Source organism: Kitasatospora sp. NEAU-69, assembly GCF_057158765.1.
On record NZ_JBWXUE010000010.1, the window covers coordinates 36681 to 57438 of the forward strand.

Below are 20758 nucleotides of genomic sequence, written 5' to 3' on the forward strand. Positions count from 1 at the left end.
ACCGTCATCGACGCACCGTCACCGACACGCCGTCATCGTCATACCGTCACCGCGCCCGAGGAGCCCCGCCTGTGACATCCCCGCACCTGGTCCTGGTCGGCCACGGCATGGTCGGCCAGCGCTTCCTGGAGGCCCTGTCCGAACGGCCGCACGACTGGCGGGTGACCGTGCTCGCCGAGGAGCCGCGCCGCGCCTACGACCGGGTCCACCTCACCTCCTGGTTCTCCGGCGTCTCCGCCGAGGAGCTGTCGCTCTGCCCGCCCGGCTTCGCCGCCGAGCACGGCATCGACCTGCGCCTGGGCGACCCCGCCACGGCGATCGACCGCACCGCCCGCACGGTGACCACCCGCAGCGGGGAGGTCCTGCGCTACGACGCGCTGGTGCTGGCCACCGGCTCGTACCCGTTCGTCCCCCCGGTCCCCGGCAGCGACGCCGAGGGCTGCCACGTGTACCGCACCATCGAGGACCTGGAGGCGATCAGGGCCGGCGCCGCCCGGGCGCGGGCCGGTGCCGTGGTCGGCGGCGGCCTGCTCGGCCTGGAGGCGGCCGGGGCGCTGCGCGCGATGGGCCTGCGCACCCATGTCGTCGAGTTCGCGCCGCGGCTGATGGCCCTCCAGGTGGACGAGGGCGGCGGCCGGGTGCTGCGCCGCGCCGTCGAGGAGCTGGACGTGCTGGTGCACACCGGCGCCGGCACCGAGCGCATCGAGACCGCCGAGGACGGCCGGGTGCGGGCCATGGCCCTGTCCGACGGAACCGTGCTGGACGTGGAGCTGGTGGTGTTCTCCGCCGGGATCCGCCCGCGCGACCAGCTCGCCCGTGACTGCGGCCTGCCGGTGGGCGAGCGCGGCGGGATCGTGGTGGACGAGCGGTGCCGCACCGCCGACCCGCGGGTGTGGGCGATCGGCGAGTGCGCGCTGGCCAGCGACGGGCGGGTCTACGGCCTGGTGGCTCCCGGCTACGCGATGGCCGAGGCGGCTGCGCGCGAACTGACCGGCGGGAGCGGGTCGTTCACGGGTGCGGACACCTCCACCAAGCTCAAGCTGCTGGGGGTGGACGTGGCCAGCTTCGGCGACGCCCACGGCGCCACGCCCGGCTCGCTGGACGTGCTGTACAGCGACAGCCGGGCCGGCGTCTACAAGAAGCTGGTGGTCCACCCGGACGGCCGGCTGCTGGGCGGCGTCCTGGTCGGCGACGCCGAGGCGTTCGCCACGCTGCGCCCGCTGGCCGCCACCGGCGCACCGCTGCCGGTGGCGGCCGAGCAGCTCATCCTGCCCGCCGCGCAGGGCGGCGTTGCGGGCCCGCTGGTGCTGCCCGACGAGGCCGTGGTCTGCTCCTGTCACAACGTCAGCAAGGGGCAGATCCGCGCGGCGGTCACCGAACTCGGCTGTGACAGCGTGTCGGCGGTCAAGAAGTGCACCAAGGCCGGTACCGGGTGCGGCAGTTGCCTGAAGCTCATGGGCACCATCGTCACCGAGGAGCTCGCGGCCGCTGGAGTCGAGATCGGCCGGGGCCTGTGCGAGCACTTCGCCCACACCCGCGCCGAGCTCTACGAGATCATCCGGGTCAAGGGCATCACCGGTTTCGCCCGGCTGCTGGCGGAGCACGGCACCGGCATCGGGCACGGCTGCGAGATCTGCAAGCCCGTCGTCGCCTCGATCCTGGCGAGCCTGGGCAACGGCCACATCCTGGACGGCGAGCAGGGCGCGCTGCAGGACACCAACGACCACCACCTGGCCAACCTGCAGCGCAACGGCTCCTATTCGGTGGTCCCTCGGATCCCCGGCGGCGAGATCACCCCGCAGGGCCTGATCACCATCGGGCGGATCGCCCGCGACTTCGGCCTCTACACCAAGATCACCGGAGGCCAGCGGATCGACCTGCTCGGCGCCCGCGTGGACCAGCTGCCCGCCATCTGGGCCCAGCTGGTCGAGGCCGGGTTCGAGTCGGGACACGCGTACGGCAAGGCCCTGCGCACGGTCAAGTCCTGTGTGGGCGAGACCTGGTGCCGCTTCGGGGTGCAGGACTCGGTGAGCCTGGCGATCGAACTCGAACTGCGCTACCGGGGGCTGCGCGCCCCGCACAAGCTCAAGTCGGCGGTCTCGGGCTGCGCGCGCGAGTGCGCCGAGGCGCAGAGCAAGGACTTCGGCGTGATCGCCACCGCCGAGGGCTGGAACCTCTACGTCGGTGGCAACGGCGGCATGACGCCGCGCCACGCCGATCTGCTCGCCAAGGACCTGGACCGTGAGACGCTGATCCGCACGATCGACCGTTTCCTGATGTTCTACATCCGCACCGCGGACCGGCTGGAGCGCACCGCGCCCTGGCTGGAGCGCCTGGAAGGCGGACTGGACCATCTGCGCGAGGTGCTCATGGACGACTCGCTGGGCCTGGCCGCGGAGCTCGACCAGCTGATGGCCCGCCATGTCGCGACCTACCAGGACGAATGGGCGGCGGTGCTGGCCGACCCGCAGCGCCTGCGGCGCTTCGTCTCCTTCGTCAACGCCCCCGGCACCCCCGACCCGACCGTCCGCTTCGTTCCCGAACGCGACCAGATCCGCCCCGCAGGGCCCGGCGAGGACGGCCGCGTCCTGATCGGCGGCCCCCGACTGGAGGTGCACACCCGATGACGACCGACGTTCTGGTGGAGATCCACGACGGCGACCGCTGGGTCCCCGTCTGCGGCCTCGACGACCTGCTGCCCGGCCGGGGGGTGGCGGTCCTGCTCGGCGACACCCAGGTGGCGCTCTTCCGTGACGGGGCGGACGGGCTGTACGCGCTCGACAACCGCGATCCGTTCAGCGGCGCCCAGGTGCTCTCCCGGGGGCTGCTGGGCGGGCGGGGCGAGCGCCGGGTGCTGGTCTCCCCGATGCTCAAGCAGGCGTTCGACCTGGAGAGCGGTCGCTGCCTGGAGGAGGAGAGCACCCCGGACGGCGCCGACACCACGCTGCGCCGCTGGCCGGTCCGCCGCCAACCCGCCGACCCGCCGGCCGCCGCTCCGCCGGCTCCCGCCCCTCCGGCCGCCACCTCACCTGCTCCTGCCCCGCCACCGCCCCGCGCCCGGGCCATCGCGCAGTGGCACCCCGAGGAGCCGGGGTTCTGGGAGCGCACCGGCGCGCGGACGGCCCGGCGCAACCTGGCCTTCTCGATCCTCTCCGAGCACATCGGCTTCTCCGTGTGGAGCCTCTGGTCGGTCCTGGTGCTCTTCCTCGGCCCGGCCTACCACGTGGACACCGCCGGCAAGTTCCTGCTCACCGCCGTGCCCACCGCCTGCGGTGCGGCCCTGCGGCTGCCGTACGCGTTCGCGGTCGCCCGCTTCGGCGGCCGCAACTGGACGGTGTTCAGCGTCCTGCTCCTGCTGCTGCCGGTGCTGTTCACCTCAGCGGTGCTGCACCCCGGCGTCCACTACTCGACGCTGCTGATCGCGGCGGTGCTCGCCGGGCTGGGGGGCGGCAGCTTCGCCTCCTCGATGGCGAACATCAACGCCTTCTACCCGCAGCGCCTCAAGGGCCGGGCGCTGGGCCTCAACGCGGGCGGCGGCAACCTGGGCGTGCCCGCCGTACAGCTGCTCGGGCTGCTGGTGATGGCCCGGCTCGGGAGCACCCACCCCCGGCTGCTGGTGCTGTTCTACCTCCCGCTGATCGTGCTGGCCGCCCTGGGCGCGGCCCTGCGGATGGACAATCTCCCGCTGCCCCGCACCGACCGCCGGGACCTCCGCGCGGCCGTGACGGACCGCCACACCTGGGTGGTGTCCGCGCTCTACATCGGGACCTTCGGCTCCTTCATCGGCTTCGGCTTCGCCTTCGGCCAGGTCCTGCAGGTCCAGTTCCACCAGCAGTTCGACACCCCGCTCAAGGTCGCCGGCCTCAGCTTCCTCGGCCCGCTGCTCGGCTCGCTCGCCCGGCCGGTGGGCGGCCTGCTGGCCGACCGCCTCTCCGGCGCCCGGGTGACGCTCTGGGCCTTCGCCGCGATGGCGGCGGCCGCAGCCGTCGTGCTGGCCGCCTCCCGGCAGCACTGCCTGCCGCTGTTCCTGGCCGGCTTCATCACGCTCTTCGTCCTCAGCGGCATCGGCAACGGCTCCACCTACAAGATGATCCCCGCGATCACCCGTGCCCGCGCCGAAGCCGCCATCGCCGCCGGCGCCGACCCGCACCGGAGCGAGCGGGACGCCCAGCGCGGCGCCTCCACCCTGATCGGCATCGCGGGCGCGGTCGGCGCCCTGGGCGGAGTCCTCGTCAACATCGCCTTCCGGCAGTCCTTCCTGACCGCCCACAACGGCGATGCCGCCTACCTCGCCTTCCTCGCCTACTACGCCCTCTGCCTCCTGCTGACCCGCGCCTGCTACCTCAGGCGCGGACGACCGGTTCGCCTTCGCCGAGGCCGGGCCGCAGCAGGTGCCGCTCGCGGTGGTGTTCCTCGGTGAGGTCCTGCCGGCGGGCGTGCAGCAGGTGGGACAGTCGGATCACTCCGATGGGCTGATCGTCGCTCTGGTGGACGAGCACGGCGGCTTCGGTGATGTCGTGTTCGGCGAACAGGTACGCCACCTGGCGCAGGGTGTCGTCGGGCCGGACGAACACCGCCGGCAGCCCTCCAGTGGGCGAGAGCGAGAGGTCGGTCTGCCGGTCCATCACCTCTTCGACGAAGAAGGTCTCCAACGGGTCGGTGGAGTACTCGCGGGTCAGGTGCAGGCCGCGGCGGGCGATCTTCTCGGTGAGCACCGACCTCTTGAGCAGCAGGGCGGAGAGCGCGTAGGCGGCGGTGGAGGAGATCAGCAGCGGCAGCGCGGCCGGCCAGGCGTGGGTGAGTTCGAGGGTGAAGATCACGCCGGTCAGCGGCGAGCGCATCACGCCGCCCACCACGGCCGCCAGCCCCATCATGGCCCAGAAGCCGGGGATGACGTGGGGGAAGACCAGTCCCTCCGCCGCTCCCAGGGCGCCGCCGATCATGAAGACGGGAGCGAGCACGCCGCCGGAGGTGCCCGAGCCGAGGGACAACGACCAGATCAGCGTCTTGACCACCAGGATGCCGATGATCAGCGAGGTGGTGGCGCGTCCGGTCAGCAGCTGGTCGATGACGTCGTAGCCGACGCCCAGCGCGCGGGGCTCGATCAGTCCGCCGACCCCGATGATCGCGCCACCGATCGCGGGCCACCACATCCAGTGGAACGGCAGCCTGGCGAACGCGTCCTCGGCCCGGTAGACCAGCCAGGTCGCCACCACCGCGAGCGCGCCGCCGATCAGCCCCGCCGCCACGCAGAGCGCCTCGGCCGCGGTGCTGACGTGCATCCCGGCCACCGGGACGGGGAAGACGGGCGCGGTGCCCAGCAGCGGGCCCCGGCAGATCGTGGCGACCGCGACCGCGCCCACCACCGGCACGAAGCTGCGCGGGCGCCACTCGAAGAGCAGCAGCTCCACGGCCAGCAGCACCGCGGCCATCGGCGAGTTGAACGTCGCGGCCATGCCGGCCGCCGCGCCGCTGACCAGCAGCGTCTTGCGCTCGTCCGCGCTCAGCCGCAGCGACTGCGCGAGGATCGAGCCGATCGCCCCACCGGTCATGATGATCGGGCCCTCGGCGCCGAACGGGCCGCCGGTGCCGATGCTGATCGCGGCGGAGACCGGCTTGAGCAGCGCGACCTTCGGGGCGATGCGGCTGCCACCGGTCAGGATCGCCTCGATCGCCTCCGGCATGCCGTGACCGCGGATCTTCTCCGATCCGAAGCGGGCCATCAGACCGATCACCAGACCGCCGGCCACCGGCGCGAGCAGGACCAGCCACCACGGGTGGTGTCCGCCGGGCGCGGTCATCGCGGTGCTGATCCGCTGGAAGAAGACGAGGTTGGTGACCAGGCCGATCAGCCGCAGCAGCGCGAAGGCGGCCACCGCTCCGGCGCCGCCGACCAGCAGCGCCCAGCCCGTGATCAGCAGCACCCGGGGGCCGAGCGTGAAGTCGCCGAGGTGCGCGCCGCGGTGCGGCTTCGCCTCGCGGTGGGCCTTCGCCTTGGTGTGCGGCTGCGCTTCGCGGTGTGGGTGCGCCTCACCGTGTGGCTGCGCCTCACCGATTGGCTGCGCTGTGCCGTGCGCCGTGCGGGCGCCGCCGAACCCGCTCACAACGGCACCGGGCCGTGCTGGACCAGCTCGTCGGCACTGTCGATCGCCTGGTGCAGGGCCGCCAGGCCCTCGGCCGTCGCGGCCCGCTGCGCGGGGGAGAGGGTGGCCAGCAGCCGCGACAGCTCCTGCCGCCGCCAGGAGAGGACGTCCTCCACGAGCCGGCGCCCGCTCTCGCTCAACTCCAGGGTGACCACACTGCGGTGGTGCGCCTCACTGCCGCGGACGAGGTGGCCGGAGGCGTGCAGCCGGTCGGCCAGCCGGGTCACCGAGGACGCGCCGAGCCCGAGCGTCTGCGCGACCCGGGAGGACGGCGCCCGCCCCAGGTCGCCGAGCGCGAGCAGCAGCCGGAACTGCGGCAGCGACACCTCGCCCGCCAGCACCTCCAGGCTGCGCAGCGCCACACCGATCAAGTCCCGGGTGGCGGTCTGGAACGCCTGGATCTCCTCCTCGGTGGGGTCAGATGACGCACCGTGATCAGGTTGTATGTTTTCCACGTCATAAGTCTTGCATTCGACAACACTTGTCGGGAGGTAGTGTCCGTATCGCGAGACGCGCACGTCCACCAGACGCGCGCCGGACAGCCCGCCGCACCCCGGCACCGCACTCCGCTGCACTGCACCGCCCGCCGCCGCACCCCGGCGCACACCGGGCTGCTGATAGCCTCACCTCACGTGGATTCCCCGCCGAGAGGAGAGATGCCGTGACAGTCGTCGAACACGAGCTGACGACCCCCTGGGAAGCCGTCCTGATGGAGCCGGCCGAGGGCAACGGCACGGGTGTCGTCGTGCTGGCCGGGTCGAGCGGCCGGGTGGACCGCCAACGGGCGAGGCTGCTGGCCGAGCAAGGGTTCCTCACTCTGGCCATCCGCTGGTTCGGCGTCCCGGGGCAGCCACCGGGTATCTGCGAGGTGCCGCTGGAGACCTTCGTCGCGGCCGTCGACCTGCTGTACTCCCGTGGAGCGGAGCGCGTCGGCATCCTCGGCTGGTCCAAGGGCGCCGAGGCCGCGCTGCTCACCGCGGTCCACGAGCCGCGCGTCAACGCGGTGGTGGCCATCTCTCCGACGTCGCTGGTCTGGTGCAACGTGGGGCCGGGGCTCGACGGGCGGGACCGGCCCTGGCGGTCCTCCTGGAGCTGGCAGGGGCAGCCGCTGCCCTTCGTCCCGATGGAGGGCGACTCCTGGGAGCCCGAGGAGCAGGGCGACGGCCCGGTGGCGATCCGCGGCTGGTACGAACTCAGCGAGCGGACCCACGCCCGGCGTCTGGACGCCGCCGCGATCCCGCTGGAGAAGGCGTCAGCCGACATCCTGCTCGTCGCCGGCGGCGACGATGCGATGTGGCCCTCCCTGCGGTACGCCGAGCAACTGGCCGCCCGCCGCCGGGCAGCCGGCGCCCCGGTCCGCCTGGTGACCCGCGACGACGCCGGCCACCGGCCGCGCTTCCCGGGCGAGGGCCCCGCCGCGCCCTCCGAGATCTTTGCCTACGGCGGGACGGCCCGCAGCGACGCCCTGCTCGGCGAGGCGGCCTGGGCACCCATCCTCAGCCTGCTCCATCCGGGAGGTGACGATGTGACGAGGCGTCAGTCGATCACGATCCCGCAGGCGCCTGCTCGTTGATCTGACCGAACGGGACGTGGACGCTCGGCGTCGTCCGGGAGGTGCTCGCGAGGTGGACGGCCTGGTCGTCGAAGAAGATGTGCGGCCTGAGGATCTTCATGATCTCGCCCTTGTCGATGCCGCCGAGGAAGAACGCGTCGTTGACGCGAACGCCCCACCGTTTCAGGCTCATGACGGCCCGCTCGTGGGCGGGGGCGTTGCGTGCGGTGACGATCGAGACGTGCACCCGGAGGCGGTACTCGGGATCCGCCTTGCGGGCTTCCTCCTCCCGGCGCTGGATCCGGTTCACCGCCGCCAGGAAGTCCTTGAGCGGCCCTGCGTCGTGGGCGATGTCGGCGTGGGCGACCTCGTACTCCCGGAAGCCTTCGAGTCCGCCGCTCTGGTAGATCCGCTCGGAGGCGTCGGTGGCCAGTATCCCGTCGAAGTCGAAGGACACGCGCAGGTCCTGGTCACTGGCGTCGTCCTCGACGATCGGGCCGAGGACGCAGCCGGCGGGCAGGCCCGCATCGACGGCTTCGCGGACGTCGTCCTGGTTCGCCGAGAGGAACAGCGACATGTTGAACGCCGGCATGAACCGGTGCGGTGACCGGCCCTGCATGAACACGGCCCGGGTTATCGGCAGTTTGTGGCTCTGGATGGACCGCATGACCCGAAGGCCGGTGTCGGGATCGTTGCGGGACAGCACGATGACCTCGACCAGCGGATCATCAGGCGCGAGGTCATTGAGCGAGAGCAGACGCCGGATGAACGCGAACGCCACCCCGGGCCGGAGCGTGTCGTCCAAGTGTTCTTCCTGGTACGCCCGGTATCCCTCCTCGCCCTGCTCCCGGAACACCGCGTCCGACTCAGCCAGGTCGAACAGGGCGCTGGAGGCGATGCCGACGACGAGCCGGTCCGCGAGTTCGTAAACCACCTCGTCAACCCCTCAGGACCGGCCGGTCAGTCCCAGCTCGGCAGCCTGGAGCCAGGCCGCCCCCGCGGAGTGGACGTGCAGGTCGACCACGACCTGCTCGCCCTCCCAGCGGCCGCGCTCCGAGATCTCAAGGCCGATCAGTGCCAGATCGCCGGCCTGGCCCCGCAGCGCGTACTGCTCATGAGTCTCCTCGCCCAGGTCATCGTCCGGATCGTCGCGCTCCCAAGCGGCCACCGCGGCCTCGGCCACCGCCCTGGGCAGCCGCACCGTGACACGGCCGACCTGGGCGTCGACCTGCTCGCCGATCGCCGCCAGTACCTTCGACTCCGCCCGGTACAGGACGTACCGCCCTTGATCCGCCATGGGACGAGGCTACTCGGACTGCTCGAAGGACGAGCTAGTAGGCGTGGTGGACCTGCCAGAACGACCAGGCGTCACACGGGCTGCCGTAGGTCTCGTTCATGTAGCCCAGGCCCCACTTGATCTGCGTCGCGGGGTTGGTCTGCCAGTCCGATCCGACCGAGGCCATCTTCGAACCGGGCAGCGCCTGTACCAGGCCGTAGGCGCCGGAGGAGGGGTTGCGGGCGGTGACGTCCCAACCGCTCTCGCGCGTGACGATGTTGCTGAAGCACTGGAACTGGGTGCTGTCCATCAGCCCGGCCGCGATCGACTGCGGCGAGCCCCCGGCGGACGAGGCGCCGGCCGGCGCCGAGTCCGTGGTGGCGCTGGCGAGCTGCGACTTGGCCGCGGCGCGGGCGGCAGCCTGCTGCGCGGCGGCGGCGTCAGCCTTGGCCTTCGCATCGGCGGCGGCCTTCTGGGCCGCGGCGGCGTCGGCGGCGGCCTTGTCCGCGTCGGCCTTGGCCTGCGCGTCGGCGGCGGCCTTCTGCCGGGCGGCCTCCTGCGCGGTCCGCTGCGCGGCGAGGTCGGCCGACTGCTGCTGAGCCGAGGACTGGACGGCGAGGTTGTCGCTGAGGGTCTGCGCCTGGGCGGCTGACGGCACGTCCGCGAGGAGCGTGGCTCCCGCGACGTCGACCGGCTGGGCGGTGGCGCCCTCGCTGCTCGAAGCCACACCCACGACGGCACCGACGGCGGTGACGGCGGTGGCAGAGGCCACGGCAACTCCCCGGACCGAGATCCGAGTCACATGGTTTCCTTCCAGCGTCGTCCCCGGGTGACCGTGAGGACGCAACATGCCCTGGTCACTGTCCTCCCTCTGAGCTGGTCACAGGAGGAACTGGCCCGCTGCCCGGGCGCCGGACGAGCCGGTGCGGGCAAGGAGTTCGGGCGGCGTACGGACCATCGGTATTCAGTTGACGCCCAACAGCTGGGCCGTACACGGGGCCTGACAGAGGTCTCACCATGCCGCAACCGGACACGGGACCGCAATTCCCGGCTGCGTGGCGAAGCTCACATCAACCCCGTGACGGAGATGGGCCGTTGGTCGGACTGCGCCCGGTTCGACCTGCCGGCGATCCGCCCGGCTCCCGCCGGAGGCCGGGCCCCGGAGCGATCGTTCGCATGCGCCATGCCGTGGCCCGTGGCCGCACCCCCGCTATCCGCCCGCTCCTGGGGTGCTCCGTTCGGGTGGCGCGGCCGACCGCCGCCCGGGGCCGTTCCGGCCCGTTCGGGCCCGTTCAGGTCTGGATCAGCCGTCCCGTGACGCTCGTGGGCAGGATCCGGATCCACAGGTCACGACGCTCGCCCGCCCAGGGCGCTGCACCGGGCCGCTCGGCGAGCTCCGCGATCGTCCCGGGGGCCGTGATGTGCTCCGTCCTGCCCAGCAGCAGCACGCTCCACCCGTTGCGCCGGCGCTCGTCCGTACGGTCGATCTCGAAGGACACCTCGCCGCCCTGCGGCACGGCCGTCACCGCGTCGGCAGCCGTCCGGTAGACGATGCTCGTACCGTCCACCAGGTAGTTGACCGGCAGCACGACCGGCCCCGGGCTGACGGCGATCGCCAGCCGTCCGATGCCGTGCGTCCCGAGCCGGTCCCAGCACTCCCGCTCGGAGAGCTTCATCAGCATGGGGTGCGCCGCAGGCGGCGGCTGCCCGGGCGGCGCGTCGGCCCGGCCGTCCACCAGCTCCGAGTAGCTCATGCGCAGCACGGCCGCCAGGCGCAGCAGCGCCGCGGGGTCGAAGTCCGTCCCCAGCGCCAGCAGGTGCGAGGCGTACGGCAGTGACATCCCGGCGCGGGCCGCCACCTCCTCCCGGCTGAGCCCGAGCTGCCGGTACCGCGTCTGGATGCGCCGGGCGATCTCCTCCGCCCGGGCGGCCGTCAGCCCCGGGTCCGGGCCGTCGGACGGCGCCGTGTCGTCGTTCACGACCGTCCACCTCCTGTGGTCGGGCAGCTCGCCGGTAACGCCCATGCTGCCGCCTCCGGCCGCACACCGCACCAGCGGGCCCGCCCCCCGGGCCCGCCTTGCCCGGCCCTGCCTCGTCCGGCCCTGCCTCGTCCGGCCCCGCCGGCGGATCGACGGTCCGCATCGTTCTACGTTCTACACGGCCAGCTCCTTCAGTGGCTTCACCGAGCCACCGCCGACGGCGGGCCGAAAGTGTCGGCCAGGCTGGTCAGGATGGAGCCTGGCCAGTGGCTCGCCCCGAAGACGGCGGCCGGCATGGCGAGCACGCCGTACTCGCGCTGGAGGGTCTCGGCCGGGATGCCAACCGGGAAGAAGTAGTTGCCGGGGCAGGTCCGGCTCGCCGTGGGAATCGCCTCGAGCACCTCCTCCGGCAGCCGTTCGAAGAACCGCTCGGCCCGGGTGGCCAGCTCGTCGACGACCTGCCGGGGTACGTCCCGGTGCTCGGTCAGCAGGCGGTCGGCGAGCCTCAGCTGAGCCGAGGTCGGCGGATCCGCCCGGAACGCCTCGGCCAGTCCGGCCAGTCCGGCCGGTTCGGCCTGCGCCGGAGTCAGCAGGACCACGCCGAACGTGCGCGGCCACAGCCATCCCTTGGTGACCGAGTGCAGCAGGACCGCACGACCGGTGTCCAGCAATCGCCGGGTGCCGGCAGCGAACGGGGCTCCCAGGTCGTAGACGCTGTCGATCAGCAGGCGGCGGTGTGGTGATTCCCGCAGCCAGGAAATCACCGCGTCGCATTCGGCGTCGGACAGGTACCGGCCGAGCGGCTTGCTGGGGTTGGCGAGCAGCAGGTATTCGGGCCGGTCGTCCGGCGGCGACATCGGCAGGGCCGGCGCCGGCAGCGTCGGGTAGGACGCGGGCGCCAGGCCCGCGGCGCGGGCCAGCTCGAAGTAGACCGGGTACACGTCGCTGGGCAGCCACAGCCGCGCCTGTACGGAGCGCAGCCACGGGAACAGCACGCCGAGCCCGTGACGGACCCCTCGGCAGACCATGGCGCGGCCGGACCACTCCTGCGGCAGCTCGAACCGCCGCAGCCAGGCACGGGCGAGATCGCACCGATGCACCGTCCGCAGGTCGCCCGGCGGGTCCGGTCGCAGCGGAGCAAGCGCCCGGTAGACGTTGGTCTCGGCGGCGTCCAGAAGCGATGGCGAAGCACCGAGTTGCCGTCGGCGGAACTCCTGGAACTCATCGAACCTCATACCGCTGCACCGTCCGGCACGATCTCGCTGGCCCGGTCCTCCAGGGAGGCGTAGCAACGCCCGTCGGCCAGGACGTTCCAGCTGCGTGCGATCCCGCTGGTGCGTTCCCAGAGCAGGCTGGGCTCGGTGTACGCGGCGATCCGCATCGGCCGGCCGTCCCAGCTGCCGTGGTAGACCGGTGCGCCCCAGGGCAGGCGGCTCGCGGGTTCGAAGCCGTGCTGCTCGGCGAACCGGGTGACGACGGACAGCGAGACCTGGTGCTCCCGGCTCCAGGTGTTGGCGGTGCGGTCGAAGTAGAGCGACTCGGTGCTGGTGGAGACGTAGAGCTCCTTGAAGCAGACCTCCTCGACACCGAGAGCCGCGGCCCACGAAAGGTAGTCGGCGACGCCGGTCGCATCGGCCACACCGCCGCGCTGGAGCACGCAGATCAGCCTCATCCGCAGCCCCGGCCAGCGGTCGCGTTCCACGCGCCAGGTGTCGACCACAGCGCTCACCGGCGTGCGCAGCATCATCAGCCGCTCGCTGACGGCGTCGTCCTGATGGTGCCGGGAGACCGCCAGCACGCTCAGGCCCGCGGCGCTCAGGGCTGCCAGCCGGTCGGCCCGGTCGGCGTGCGGGCCCTTCGCCAGGGTGTGTGCGTTGGTGATCAGGACGACCTTCGGGAAGGCCGCCGAGCAGGCGGACACCAGCCGCAGCTGCTGTTCGAACGGTATGAGCGTGGGCTCCCCGCCGCCGGTGATCACCGCGCGCTCGGCCCCCGCCGCACGGGCGCGCTCCAGCCAGGAGGCGACCGCGTCCCACGGGACCCGGGCCGGCGCCTGGTCGCTGGAGATCGAAGCCGCGGAGAAGCAGAACGAACAGCGGGCCTGGCAGGCGGAGGCGACCGGCAGAACCGAAACCGAGCGCGGTCGCAGGTCGGCGTAGCGGCGCTGTGCCGAGCCGTGCAGGTGCAGGGAGGCCGCCATCGCATCCTCGACGGTTGTCGGGCGCAGCGTGAACTCGTCGCCCACCTGGTCGAGCTCGTGGACGGCTGACAACCGGATGCGCGCCTCGTGCAGCTCCATGCCGAGGCCGGTCGACAGGTTGGGCATCAGCCTGTCGGGGTCCACCGTGGTTTCCAGCACCAGCAGCCGGTCGCCCGCAATGGCCAGACGGTCCAGCAGGCGTCGCGCCTTGCCGATGCCGATGCCCAACTCCGCACGGGTCAGCAGGTGGAACCGGTCGGGGTGGGTACTCTCCGGGATTCCCGCCTTGCCGTAAGCGAACGCGTACTTGTCGAAGCCCTTCGCGAAGTTCGACAGCACGATGACGTGGAAGCGCTGGTCGCCATGGTTCATCCCGTCATCATGCAGGAACGGGCCTCTGACCCCTAGCTCCTGGCCCGTGGCCGGCCGCTGCCGCGCTATCCCGCGTCGCGCGGCGCGAGCCGCCGCCCGATCCGGTCGAACAGGTCGGCCAGCGGCTCGCCGATGTCCCGGCCGAACTCGGTCAGCCCGTAGGTGACCTGAGGCGGCGTCGTCGGCTCGACCTCCCGCCGGACCAGGCCATCCTGGACGAGCGCGCGCAGGGTCTGGGCGAGCATCTTCTCGCTGACGCCCTGAATGCTCTCGCGCAGCTCGTAGAACCGGAGGTCGCATCTCCGCAAGGAGATCAGCACCCAGACGCCCCACCTGCTGGTCACGTGGTCGACCACCTCACGCGCGGGGCAGTCGGTGTGAAACACCTCATACCGCTCACCCGCCTCGGCCTGTCTGTGCTGCGCGCTTCCCGTCATGTGGGGAGCTTACCTAAAGGTATGTACTTACCAAGAGTTAGCCAGGCTCCTACCGTGAAGGCCACACGTGAAGGCCAAAGGCCATACGTGAAGGCCACAAAGGCCACAAAGGCCACAGAAGACACTGGACAAGGAGCCATACATGATCGTGGTGACCGGGGCTACCGGGAACGTGGGCCGGCCGTTGACGCGGGCATTGGCCGAGGCGGGCCGGCAGGTGACGGCGGTGTCACGCCACGCGGCGGCGGTGCCGGACGGCGTCCGCCACCTGGCGGCCGACCTGGCCGAGCCGGCCGGCCTTGAGCCCGCGCTGGCCGGAGCGGAGGCGCTCTTCCTGTTGCTCTCCGGCGACCTGCACGCCGCCGGAGCCGACCCGGCCGACATCATCGCCGCGGCCAAGGCCGGCGGGGTCCGCCGGGTCGTCCTGCTCTCCACGCAGGGCGTGGCGACCAGGCCCTTCGGCGCGACGCGGATCGCGATGCGCGCGCTGGAGGACGTACTGCGGGAGTCCGGCCTGGAGTGGGCCATCCTGCGGCCGGGCGGCTTCGCCTCCAACGCGCTGTGGTGGGCCGAGTCCATCCGCGCGCGGCGGGTCGCCGCCGCTCCCTTCGGCGACGTCGGGGTGCCGATCATCGACCCGGCGGACATCGCCGAGGTCGCGGCGGCCTGCCTGCTGGATGACCGGCACACCGGCAGCGTGTACGAGCTGACCGGCCCGGAGGTGATCACGCCGCGCCGCCAGGCGGAGGCCATCGCCGCCGCGCTGGGCTCGCCGGTGCGGTTCCACGACCTCACCCGCGACGAGGCCAAGGCCGCCATGGCCCAGAGCATGCCGGCCGAGCTCGCCGAGGACACCCTGGCCATCCTCGGTTCCCCGAACCCGGCCGAACTGCGCGTCAGCCCGGACGTCCAGCGGGTCCTCGGTCGCGCCCCGCGCCCGTTCGCCGACTGGGCCGCCCGCCATATCGCCGCGTTCCGCTGAAGCCGGCGTGCCGCCTCGCCGGCCGCCGCGCCATCGTCACCGGTGCTGACGGGTGCTAGGGGCGCCGGCACCCGACAGAGGTGGTGCGGAGAATGTCGGGTCACCAGGACCGGTGCCGCCCCACGATGGGCGCATGGACGACACGACCCTGGTATCCCGGTTCCTCCGCGACGGCTTCGTGAAGCTGGCGGGCGCCGTCGCACCGCGCGTGGCCGCGGACTGCGCGCAACTGCTGTGGCGCGAGACGGGCTGCGACCCGGACGACCCGTCGACGTGGACGCAACCCGTGCACCGGGTCGCCGGCATGGCGCAGGGACCTTTCGCCGCCGCGCCCAACTCGCCCTCCCTGCACCGCGCGTACGACCTGCTCGCCGGTGCGGGACGCTGGGAGCCGCGCTACTCGCTGGGCACGTTCCCGCTGCGCTTCCCGCACGAGGCGGAGCCGGACGACGCGGGCTGGCACATCGAAGGGAGCTACCTGCCGGCGGGCGAGAGCTGGTACTTCACGAATCTGCGCTCCCGGGACCGGGCGCTGCTGATGCTGTTCCTGTTCAGCGAGGTCGGCGAGGAGGACGCCCCGACCCGGATCCGGGTCGGCTCCCACCTCGACGTGCCGAAGCTGCTGGAGAAGTACGGGGAGGACGGCGCGAGTGGTCTGACCCTCGCACCCGAGCTGGTGGCAGCGTCCGCCCATCGGCCACTCGCCCTCGCCACCGGGTCCCCGGGCGACGTCTTCCTCTGCCACCCGTTCCTGGTCCACGCGGCGCAACCGCACCACGGGCTACGGCCGCGCTTCATGGCCCAGCCACCGCTGATGCCTGCCGCGCCGTACGAACTGGAGCGGCCCGACGGCGCGTACTCACCCGTGGAGATCGCGATCCGCCGGGGCCTGGGACGGGACACCCCCGGCCGGAGCGACGACGGAACCGGCTGCCGCAACCAGCTCGGTCTCGGGTGAGCGTCGGCGGGCGAGGGCGAGGCAGGCCATCGTCGTGATCGCCATCGCGGCGACGCCGACCAGCGCCGCGGTCGTGTAGGCGTCGTCGTTCGGGAAGAGGCGGCCCGTGGCGGTGCCGGCGGCCAGGACCAGGCCGCCGATGGCGCTGCCCAGGGAGTACCCGACGCTGCGGACGACGTAGTTGAAGCTCATGGCGCTCGACGTCTGGCTCTTGGGGGTGACGGCCAGGATGACGCCGGGCATGGCGGCCGAGAAGCTGCCGACGCCGAAGCCCAGCACGCCCATGGCCGCGAGCAGTTCGGCCAGGTTGGACCGGGCGGTGGCGAACAGGACGAACCCGCCGCCGACGATGGCGGCGCTGCCGGCCAGGAGCAGGGGGCCGTCGATCCGCATCCGGACCCGCGGCGTGAGCTTTCCGGCGACGAACCCCAGCACGGAGAACGGGATGAGGACCAGCCCCGCCACGAAGGTGGTCAGTCCGAAGCCGTAGCCGGCGCTGCGCGGCGTCTGCGCGTAGCGGGTGATGAGCGTGAGCAGGAGGTACATGCCGCTCCCGCCGACGAACATGGCGATGTTCGCCCCCGCGACCGCCGGGTGCCGCACCGCCCGGACGTCGACCAGGGGCGTCTTGCTTCGCAGTTCGGAAACGGTCCAGATGCAGAGCAGGAGTACGGCGGCGACGGCAAGGGTCACCGCCACGGCGAGGTGTCGGCTCCACAGGCTCCGCTCGCCGGCCAGGAACAGGACGAGGAGCAGTCCACCCGCCAGCACGAGCGCACCGGCCACGTTCACGTGAGCGGAGCGGCCTTCGGGAGCCGCGGGCATGGAGCGCCACGCGGTCACGAAGGCGATGACGGTGACGAGCAGGCCGAGGCCGTAGGCGGCCCGCAGTCCGCCGAACTCGGCGAGCAGTGCGGCCAGCGGGTAGCCGATGCCGGCTCCGATGATGGAGACCACTGAGATCAGGGCGATCGTGGCCGCGCTGCGCTCCTCGGGAAGATGGTCGCGGGCCACGCCCATCATCAGCGCCGTGAGACCGAGTCCGACGCCTTGGGCTGCTCTGCCCACGAGCAGCCAGGCGAACGGCAGCGGCAGCACGGTGAGCGCGCTGCCGACGACGACGATCGCCAGCGTGGCGAGAATCGTGGCCCGCCGGTGCGGACCGGCTCCGAGCCGGCCGAGGACGGGTGTCGCGACGGCGCCGCTGAGCAGGGCGATGGTCAGCGTCCACTGCGCGCTGTCGAGGGAGACGTGGAACGTGGTCGCCACGCTGGTGATGAGCGGCGTCCCGAGGCTGGCGACCGCCGCCACGACCAGGGCGATGAACATCAGGGCGGGGACCAGCAGGCGTGCCTCGGAACGTATCGGGGCAGTGCTCGCGGGCTGGTCATGAGCCTGGGCCGCGGTCACCGGTCCGACTCCTCTCGGGCGTGGCTTTCGAGCTCCGCCAGATGCAGCAGCGCCGGAAGGGCAGCTGCCAAGGCCTCGACCTCGTCAGCGGTGAGTTCGTCGATCAACCGCGCGTACGCGTCGACGCCCGCCTGGCGTCGCGTCCGGACGTACGACGCGCCGGCCTCGGTCAGGCACACCAGCGTGACCCGCTTGTCGGCCGGATCGCCCTTCCGCTCGACCAGCCCGGATTCCTCCATCACCCGGACCAGGACGGTCATCGCGGGCTGGGTGACGCCCTCGGCTGCCGCCAGATCGGTGATCCGTCGCGGGCCGGTCTTGTCCAGGGTGGCCAAGGTGGCGGCGGACGTCAGGCTCATGTCGCGGGGAAGGCGCCTCGTGGCCCTGGTGGCCAGACTGTAGAGGGCTGACCCGATGGCATCGGAAGCGCCGTGCGCGGCGTCTCGGCGACTCATGGCTGAAGCATAGCGGATTTATATTAATCCTTTATGTATCTCCCACCGGCCGGGCGGTGGTCGCGGTGCCCTGCGCCTCGGGTTGCGTGGCGGCGAGGCTGCCGAGGAGCTTGATCCGTTCTTCGGTCGGGGAGCCTGCCGCGCTCGTGTAGGCGTACAGCATCCATCCGGGGTGGTCGGGCAGTTCGACGCCCTCGTAGACGAATTCGAGGTCGCCGACGGCGGGGTGGTGGATTTGCTTGGTCCCGGTGCGGTGTAGGCGGACGTCGTGGGCGGTCCAGCGGGTGCTGAAGGCGTCGCTGCGGGCCGCGAGTTCCCCGATGAGGTCGGTCAGGGCCTTGTCGCGCGGGTTGCGCCCCGCGGCCGTGCGCAGGTTCGCGGCGGAGGCGTTGGCCGCGTGCTCCCACTGTGGGTAGAAGGTGCGCGCGGCGGGGCTGAGGAAGATGAACCGCGCGCTGTTGTTCCGGGCGTCCGGGTCGTCGAGCAGTGGGGCGAGCAGGGCCCGGGCGAGAGGGTTGGTGGCGAGGATGTCGGCCCGTTGGTTGACGATCCACGCGGGTGCTCCGGTGATCGCGTCCAGGAAGCGCTGGAGCGAGGGGCGGATCGTCGAGGGTGTGGGGCGGGGGCGGCGCCGGCTCGGTGAGGGGTTCGCGGACCGGGCGAGGTCGTGCAGGTGCTCGGTCTCGGCGTCGTCGAGGCGGAGCGCCCGGGCGAGGGCGTCGAGCACCTCGGGCGAGACGCCGGCGAGGTTTCCGCGTTCCATCTTCGCGTAGTAGTCGCTGCTCATCCCCGCGAGCGTGGCGACCTCCTCGCGGCGCAGGCCCGGCAGGCGTCGGCGGCCGCCGCCGATGATCCCCGCCTGCTCGGGGGTGATCCGGTCGCGTCGCGTGCGCAGGAAGTCCCGCACCTCGGCCTGGTTGTCCATGCCGTCCACGGTACGGCCGGGGGGACGTCCGTAGGAGTGACTGCCAGTACACGGATAGGCCAGTACACGGATAAGCCGTCCCTCGCGTCGCCGTCGGGCCGGTGCTGCAATGGCTGCATCGGGGCGATCCGGACCGTTCGGGTCATTCGGGTCATCCGGGTCGTTCGGATCACCGAGCGCCGGCCGCCACAGGGGTGTCCGGCCACGCAACGTCACCACGAAGGACAGGGAACAGATGAGTCAGGACCAGCAGCAGGCACGCGTCGCCGTCGTCACGGGGGCCTCCTCCGGGATCGGCGCCGCGACCGCCCGCTCCCTGCACGCCGCGGGCTACCGGGTCGCGCTCCTCGCCCGCCGGACGGACCGCATCAAGGCGCTCGCCGACGAGCTCGGCGACGGTGCGATCGCGATCTCCGCCGACGTCACCGACCGGGACGCCCTCGTCGCCGCGGCTGGCCGGGTGAAGCAGGAGTTCGGCGGGACGGACGTGCTGGTGAACAACGCCGGGGTGATGCTGCTCGGCCCGTTCGCCGCCGACCGGCGCGACGACTACCGCACGATGATCGAGGTCAACCTGCTCGGCGCGATCACGGCCACCGAGGTGTTCCTCGACCAGCTCAAGGACGGCGGCGGCGACGTCGTGAACGTCTCCTCCGTCGCCGGTCGCGTCGCGAACGCCGGCAGCGGCGTGTACGCGGCCACCAAGTTCGGCATCAACGGCTGGTCGGAGTCGCTGCGCAAGGAACTGCTGCCGGACGTGCGCGTCACCGTGATCGAGCCGGGCGTCGTCGCCACCGAGCTGCCCACCCACATCACCCACGAAGCGACCCGCCAGGGCGCCCAGCAGCTCTACGATGTCGCCGAGGTCACCGCGGAGGACGTCGCCGAGGTCATCACCTTCGCTCTCCAGCGGCCCCGGCACCTGGCCATCCACGAGATCCTGCTCCGTCCCGCCGGCCAGGCACTGTGACCGGATCAGCCTGACCCGATCAGCCGACATCGGCCGGCGCACGGCATCGGCCGGCGCACGGCATCGGCCGGCGCACGGCATCGACCAGCGAAGGAACAGGACCTCTCGTGAAGCACATCCACTTGCGCGACCTGGACGTCTCCCGCATCGGCCTGGGAGCCATGGGCATGTCCCACGGCTACACCGGCGCCGGCACCGACGACGACCAGTCCATCCGCACCATCCACCGCGCGCTGGAGCTGGGCGTCACCCTCATCGACACCGCCGAGGTCTACGGCCCCTACGCCAACGAGGAACTCGTCGGCCGCGCCCTCAAGGGCCGTCGCGACCAGGTGGTGCTCGCCACCAAGTTCGGCCTGATCTCCCACACCGGCCTCCCCGGTGCCACCGACAGCAGCCCGGCCAACGTCCGCGCCGCCGTCGAGGGCTCCCTCGCCCGCCTGGGCACCGACCGCATCGACCTCTACTACCAGCACCGCGTCGACCCGGGCACGCCCATCGAGGAGACGGTCGGGGCCCTGGCCGAGCTGGTCGCCGAGGGCAAGATCCGGCACATCGGCCTCTCGGAAGCCGGGCCCGAGACGATCCGCCGCGCCCACGCCGTCCACCCGATCACCGCGGTGCAGTCCGAGTACTCGCTGTTCACCCGCGACCCCGAGGCCCGCGTCCTGCCCGTGCTGCGGGAGCTGAACATCGGCTTCGTGCCCTTCTCGCCGCTCGGGCGCGGCTTCCTGACCGGCACGATCCGCTCCACCGGGCAGTTCGACGCGAACGACTTCCGCGCCGACAATCCGCGGTTCAGCGGCGAGAACTTCCAGCACAACCTGCACCTGGCCGATCAGGTCGCCGCCGTCGCCGCCGAGATCGGCGCCACCCCCGCGCAGGTCGCGCTCGCCTGGCTGCTCGCCCAGGGCGACGACATCGCGCCGATCCCCGGCACCCGCCGGGTGGCCCGCGTCGAGGAGAACGCCGCGGCCGACGCCGTCCGGCTCACCGACGGCCAGCTCACCACGCTGAGCACCCTGCCCCCGGCCGCCGGCGACACCCACAACGCGGCCGGCATGCGGATGATGGAGCGCTGATCACCGGGACCGACCCT

At 72.3% G+C, this 20758-nt stretch carries 19 protein-coding genes and 1 pseudogene; 8 read left to right on the top strand and 12 right to left on the bottom strand.

Translation table 11 applies throughout. The features are described from left to right. Window positions 1-107: 107 nt before the first annotated feature. The 3 genes and pseudogenes from nirB to AC060L_RS13670 all read left to right on the top strand — a co-directional run bounded on the left by nirB (window position 108) and on the right by AC060L_RS13670 (window position 4420). On the top strand, window positions 108-2627 hold the full coding sequence (gene nirB / locus AC060L_RS13660) for a nitrite reductase large subunit NirB (protein ID WP_483799147.1): 2520 nt from the start codon (window positions 108-110) through the stop codon (window positions 2625-2627). Continuing rightward, window positions 2624-2956, top strand: a pseudogene (gene nirD, locus AC060L_RS13665) (nitrite reductase small subunit NirD); the annotation flags it as partial. The gene nirB and the pseudogene nirD, both read left to right, overlap by 4 nt. Window positions 2957-3064: 108 nt before the next feature. Next, window positions 3065-4420 (top strand): MFS transporter, encoded by a 1356-nt coding sequence (locus tag AC060L_RS13670; protein WP_483799148.1) that lies wholly within the window; start codon window positions 3065-3067, stop codon window positions 4418-4420. Here the strand turns inward: AC060L_RS13670 and AC060L_RS13675 are convergent. Together AC060L_RS13675 and AC060L_RS13680 are read right to left on the bottom strand one after the other, a co-directional pair. Beyond that, window positions 4344-6104 (bottom strand): chloride channel protein, encoded by a 1761-nt coding sequence (locus AC060L_RS13675; RefSeq protein ID WP_483798969.1) that lies wholly within the window; start codon window positions 6102-6104, stop codon window positions 4344-4346. The two genes, AC060L_RS13670 and AC060L_RS13675, sit on opposite strands and share 77 nt — an antisense overlap. Continuing rightward, window positions 6101-6598, bottom strand: a complete 498-nt coding sequence (locus AC060L_RS13680; RefSeq protein WP_483798970.1) for a MarR family winged helix-turn-helix transcriptional regulator — start codon at window positions 6596-6598, stop codon at window positions 6101-6103. The genes AC060L_RS13675 and AC060L_RS13680 overlap by 4 nt, the downstream gene beginning before the upstream one ends. 206 nt (window positions 6599-6804) lie before the next feature. Between AC060L_RS13680 and AC060L_RS13685 the strand changes: the two genes are divergently transcribed. Next, window positions 6805-7716: an acyl-CoA thioester hydrolase/BAAT C-terminal domain-containing protein gene (locus tag AC060L_RS13685; protein WP_483798971.1), complete on the top strand. Its 912-nt coding sequence runs from the start codon at window positions 6805-6807 to the stop codon at window positions 7714-7716. On the opposite strand, the gene AC060L_RS13690 is transcribed toward AC060L_RS13685, so the two are convergent. The 7 genes from AC060L_RS13690 to AC060L_RS13720 all read right to left on the bottom strand — a co-directional run bounded on the left by AC060L_RS13690 (window position 7688) and on the right by AC060L_RS13720 (window position 13959). Then, the gene (locus AC060L_RS13690) at window positions 7688-8629 is read right to left on the bottom strand and encodes a 5'-nucleotidase (protein WP_483798972.1); all 942 of its coding nucleotides are present in this window, start codon (window positions 8627-8629) and stop codon (window positions 7688-7690) included. The two genes, AC060L_RS13685 and AC060L_RS13690, sit on opposite strands and share 29 nt — an antisense overlap. Before the next feature lie 12 nt (window positions 8630-8641). Beyond that, a complete protein-coding gene (locus AC060L_RS13695) occupies window positions 8642-8992 on the bottom strand; it encodes a hypothetical protein (RefSeq protein WP_483798973.1) in 351 nt (116 codons plus the stop codon). A gap of 34 nt (window positions 8993-9026) precedes the next feature. Next, complete coding sequence (locus tag AC060L_RS13700; RefSeq protein ID WP_483798974.1) at window positions 9027-9773, bottom strand: aggregation-promoting factor C-terminal-like domain-containing protein; 747 nt, start codon at window positions 9771-9773, stop codon at window positions 9027-9029. Between the two features lie 490 nt (window positions 9774-10263). Then, entirely contained in the window at window positions 10264-10950 is a 687-nt protein-coding gene (locus tag AC060L_RS13705) for a pyridoxamine 5'-phosphate oxidase family protein (protein WP_483798975.1), read from the bottom strand. Window positions 10951-11150: 200 nt separating this feature from the next. Beyond that, window positions 11151-12185, bottom strand: a complete 1035-nt coding sequence (locus tag AC060L_RS13710) for an aminotransferase class I/II-fold pyridoxal phosphate-dependent enzyme (RefSeq protein ID WP_483798976.1) — start codon at window positions 12183-12185, stop codon at window positions 11151-11153. After that, window positions 12182-13522 (bottom strand): radical SAM protein, encoded by a 1341-nt coding sequence (locus AC060L_RS13715; protein WP_483798977.1) that lies wholly within the window; start codon window positions 13520-13522, stop codon window positions 12182-12184. Before AC060L_RS13715 ends, AC060L_RS13710 begins: the two co-directional genes overlap by 4 nt. 65 nt (window positions 13523-13587) lie before the next feature. After that, window positions 13588-13959, bottom strand: coding sequence for a winged helix-turn-helix transcriptional regulator (locus AC060L_RS13720; protein ID WP_483798978.1), 372 nt, complete (start codon window positions 13957-13959; stop codon window positions 13588-13590). 142 nt (window positions 13960-14101) lie between these two features. On the opposite strand from AC060L_RS13720, the gene AC060L_RS13725 reads away from it, so the two are divergent. Together AC060L_RS13725 and AC060L_RS13730 are read left to right on the top strand one after the other, a co-directional pair. Next, window positions 14102-14941, top strand: coding sequence for an SDR family oxidoreductase (locus tag AC060L_RS13725; RefSeq protein ID WP_483798979.1), 840 nt, complete (start codon window positions 14102-14104; stop codon window positions 14939-14941). Between the two features lie 133 nt (window positions 14942-15074). After that, window positions 15075-15899: a phytanoyl-CoA dioxygenase family protein gene (locus tag AC060L_RS13730; protein WP_483798980.1), complete on the top strand. Its 825-nt coding sequence runs from the start codon at window positions 15075-15077 to the stop codon at window positions 15897-15899. Here AC060L_RS13730 and AC060L_RS13735 read toward each other — a convergent pair. The 3 genes from AC060L_RS13735 to AC060L_RS13745 all read right to left on the bottom strand — a co-directional run bounded on the left by AC060L_RS13735 (window position 15801) and on the right by AC060L_RS13745 (window position 18689). Next, window positions 15801-17228 carry an MFS transporter gene (locus tag AC060L_RS13735; RefSeq protein ID WP_483799149.1) on the bottom strand — a complete coding sequence of 476 codons (1428 nt, stop codon included), beginning with the start codon at window positions 17226-17228 and terminating at the stop codon, window positions 15801-15803. The two genes, AC060L_RS13730 and AC060L_RS13735, sit on opposite strands and share 99 nt — an antisense overlap. A 77-nt stretch (window positions 17229-17305) precedes the next feature. Continuing rightward, window positions 17306-17668, bottom strand: a complete 363-nt coding sequence (locus tag AC060L_RS13740) for a MarR family winged helix-turn-helix transcriptional regulator (RefSeq protein ID WP_483798981.1) — start codon at window positions 17666-17668, stop codon at window positions 17306-17308. A gap of 127 nt (window positions 17669-17795) precedes the next feature. Then, window positions 17796-18689, bottom strand: a complete 894-nt coding sequence (locus tag AC060L_RS13745) for a helix-turn-helix transcriptional regulator (RefSeq protein ID WP_483798982.1) — start codon at window positions 18687-18689, stop codon at window positions 17796-17798. Between the two features lie 235 nt (window positions 18690-18924). On the opposite strand from AC060L_RS13745, the gene AC060L_RS13750 reads away from it, so the two are divergent. Then, window positions 18925-19659 (top strand): SDR family oxidoreductase, encoded by a 735-nt coding sequence (locus AC060L_RS13750; protein WP_483798983.1) that lies wholly within the window; start codon window positions 18925-18927, stop codon window positions 19657-19659. 107 nt (window positions 19660-19766) lie between these two features. Then, the gene (locus tag AC060L_RS13755; RefSeq protein WP_483798984.1) at window positions 19767-20741 is read left to right on the top strand and encodes an aldo/keto reductase; all 975 of its coding nucleotides are present in this window, start codon (window positions 19767-19769) and stop codon (window positions 20739-20741) included. The last annotated feature ends 17 nt before the right edge of the window (window positions 20742-20758 follow it).